The 3354-nt window shown below is 27.3% G+C and carries 2 protein-coding genes and 1 pseudogene; all 3 read left to right on the plus strand.

Annotation, left to right across the window (positions count from 1 at the left end; all coding sequences use genetic code 11):
* Positions 1-954, plus strand: a pseudogene (locus J7G74_RS12000) (hypothetical protein); the annotation flags it as partial.
* 84 nt (positions 955-1038) lie between these two features.
* The gene (locus tag J7G74_RS12005; protein WP_297135683.1) at positions 1039-2454 is read left to right on the plus strand and encodes a hypothetical protein; all 1416 of its coding nucleotides are present in this window, start codon (positions 1039-1041) and stop codon (positions 2452-2454) included.
* A 196-nt stretch (positions 2455-2650) separates the two neighbouring features.
* Complete coding sequence (locus J7G74_RS12010) at positions 2651-3283, plus strand: biliverdin-producing heme oxygenase (RefSeq protein ID WP_297135686.1); 633 nt, start codon at positions 2651-2653, stop codon at positions 3281-3283.
* Positions 3284-3354: the final 71 nt, after the last annotated feature.

The following is a 3354-nucleotide window of genomic DNA, read 5'->3' on the forward strand; positions in this document are numbered from 1 at the left end:
CCAAGTACTTCAGAGAAGCCAGGGGAGTCAACAAAACCAAGTATTCCAAATGATTCAACAAATCCAAGTACACCACAAACACCAGATGAGTCAGAAAAACCAAGTACACCAGAAACACCAGGTGAATCAGAAGAGCCAGAAGCTCCAGAGGTACCAAATGAACCAGAAATAGTAGTTACTAATCTTACTATTACTAAAGATGATTTAGTAGACGGTGTAGTCACAATATCTAACAAAACATATAAAAATATTTTTATTGATTCTTCTGTAGTTAATGGTAAAGTTGTACTAGATAATATAGAAATTCAAGAAAAATTAACATTACAAGATGGAGTACAATATCAAGTACAAATCAATAACTCAAAAGTACCATATGTAAAAGTTGAAAACAAAGAGGTTAAAAGATATCGTAATGCTTCATTAAATATAAATAAAAATATAAGTGGACCAACTTTATACTTAGAAAATGTTGAAGAAATAAACAAAGTAGATATTAATGGAAATGTATCTATTTATGGAGATAGTGAAATTTCAAATCTAAGTCTTTTAAATGGAACATTACTTCTTGATATACCTACGAAAATTATGAATATCGATGAAAATTCAATCTATGCAGATGTAACAATAAATAAAAAAGTAAATCAAATTAATGATGGTGGAAATAGTACAAGCATAGGAATTAATGATAATGTAGATAAAGTTAACCTGAATGGTAAAAAGAGTAGTATGTACATTAAAGAAGGTGTTACAGTAGGAAAAGCAACAATTAATGGTGATTCTACAAAGGTAATGGGAAATGGTACATTGACTTCTGTAGAAATAAATGGAGATAATGTTGGTGTTTATACTGAAATTCCTAAAGAAAATGTTGTGATAAATGAATCTGCTAATAACACATTTGTTGGAAGAGAAGATAAATATGAAATAAGTTCAATAACTCTTAAAAAACAATGAACAATTGAATTTACTTTAAATGAAAAAACAAGTAGAGCATTAAAATTATCAGATATTTCTATAATATGTCATGGTGGAAACTCAATGACTGTGTTTGATGTGACAACGCAAGATAATAAGACCTATACACTAAATACTTCATATTATAAAGATAATACATATGAATTATATATCACACTGCCAAATGGAAATATAATTAGTAAAGAATTTAATTACAGCTATAACCATCCTACAGCGTCAAAAGTTGTTTTAGATAGAACAAATTCAACAGAAGCTGTTTTAGATGTTTACGGTGTTGATGAAGGTGGATATTTATACTATAAGCTTGTAGAAAAAAATAATTCACGTTCAAATAATAGTATAAATACAGAAGATATAAAAGAAAATGGTACTAAGGTATTTATAAAAACAGAATATAATGAAATAGTAATATCAGATTTAGAAGAGAACAAAGAATATGATTTATACTATGTTATGGAAGGCTATGATGGAAGAACATCACCTGTTTATGGTCCTATTTCATTAGGAAAATATGAAGAAAAACCTGAAAGTAATGGGTATAAATTAGATTATGTAGCAGAGGTTGAATCTAATAGATTTGTATTTACATTTAATAAACCAGTTAAGGGAGATCTTAAATTAGATGACTTCAAAATTATATGTCCAACTGAATCTTCTCTTACAACTAAAGGTGCAAAATTCATTGTAAGTCCAGATAAGAAAACTTATACAATAATTGTACCAGATAACTATGGACATAAGGACAATAAGTATACTGTTTCAATAAATATGCCTGATGGAAGTATTGTTGAAGGTTCATTTAGATCTCACTTCAATCCACCTGTGATAAGTGGCGAAAATATAGACCGCTATGCAAAGGATAAAATAAAATTTGAATTTAATTCAGATGAACGTGGAACATTATACTATGGAATATATGAATGGAACAATTCAATATTAGCTGGTGATTCAACTACACCAATGGCAGAAGATGTACTTAGTGGGAAAATAAAAAGCACAAAAGTAAGCTTAAATTCTAATTATAATGAATTAGATATAGATTTATCAGGTTATAGTTTAACAAAGAACTCTAGAATATGGGTTTTATATGTTGATTATGATGGCAACTATCGTAATGGATTTGTAGATCATTATAAAATTCCGGAATTTACAGGGAATACTGAAGAAGATAAATCTTCATTAGATATTACTAATATAGAAGTATCTAAGGGTTCTATGGGTACACTTTTAAAGTTAACATTTAACGAAGATTTATTATATACATTTGGGCAGGATAAAATCAAGTTACAATCTTTAAGTGGAGGAACCTTACCAGGTAGAATTGGGATGTCTGTGTCATTCCCTTCGAATAAACTAAATTATGCAAGTATAGAATTAATGGGTGTAACTTTATCTACTGGTGATTATCGTATAACTATCGAAACATACGATTCAAAAGATAATCCAGTAAAAATAGTAAAAGAATTTACAGTAAAATAGAATATAAGAATATAAAAAGCTGTTACGGAATTAATATTTGTAACCGCTTTTTTATTTTTTATAAAAAGATGTTTAAGGACGGTATAACAGGGAATATATAATAATGATAATCATTATCACAAATTAAATATATGATAAAGACGTATAATTAATAAACATTAGAATTCAAAAATAAATAATATAGGTGGTGACAGTTATGGATTTAATAACTAAAATAAGACAAAATACAGGAGCTTTACATAGTGCAGCAGAGCACTCAGGAATTTTAAAAAGAATAGTCTCTGGAAATGCATCAGTAGATAGTTATGTAGAGTATTTATTTAATCTTAGTGCAATGTACAAAGTAATAGAAGAAACTATAGAAAATAATAAGGATAATGAAGTTGTTAAAGAGTTTGCAACACCAGAATTATATAGATATAAATTAATAGAAAAAGATTTAGAATATTTTTTAGGTGAAAACTTAGATAAATATGAATTATTAGCATCAACAGTTGCTTTTGTAGAAAAAATAAAAGAAATAGGAAATACAAACCCAGAATTAATAGTAGCATATGCATATACTAGATTTATAGCAGATTTATTTGGAGGAAGAACATTTGTATCTTTATTAAGTGTAAATTATAAAGTTCCCGTAGAAGGATTAAATTACTATAATTGTGATGGAATAAAAAATATAAGAGCTTATGTAATGAACTATGCTACAAAAATAAATAGTATGAACTTATCTTCAGAGTTAGAAGAAAAATTAATTGTTGAAGTAAGTAATGCTTATATATATAATTTAGCAATATCTCAAGAATTAGAGGCTAAGTTATATTTAAATTAGGTAATACACATATTTTAAGTGTTTTTACATACACCCAAACCTTTGTAAAAGACCATATCATTTTGATATGG

The organism is Terrisporobacter sp., from assembly GCF_017888745.1.
In the GTDB taxonomy this organism is placed as follows: domain Bacteria; phylum Bacillota; class Clostridia; order Peptostreptococcales; family Peptostreptococcaceae; genus Terrisporobacter.

What these genes read in the sequence shown, in the direction of transcription:
- J7G74_RS12010 (WP_297135686.1), top strand. Translation starts at nt 2,651, where the DNA reads ATGGATTTAATAACTAAAATAAGACAAAATACAGGAGCTTTACATAGT.
- J7G74_RS12005 (WP_297135683.1), top strand. Translation starts at nt 1,039, where the DNA reads ATGACTGTGTTTGATGTGACAACGCAAGATAATAAGACCTATACACTA.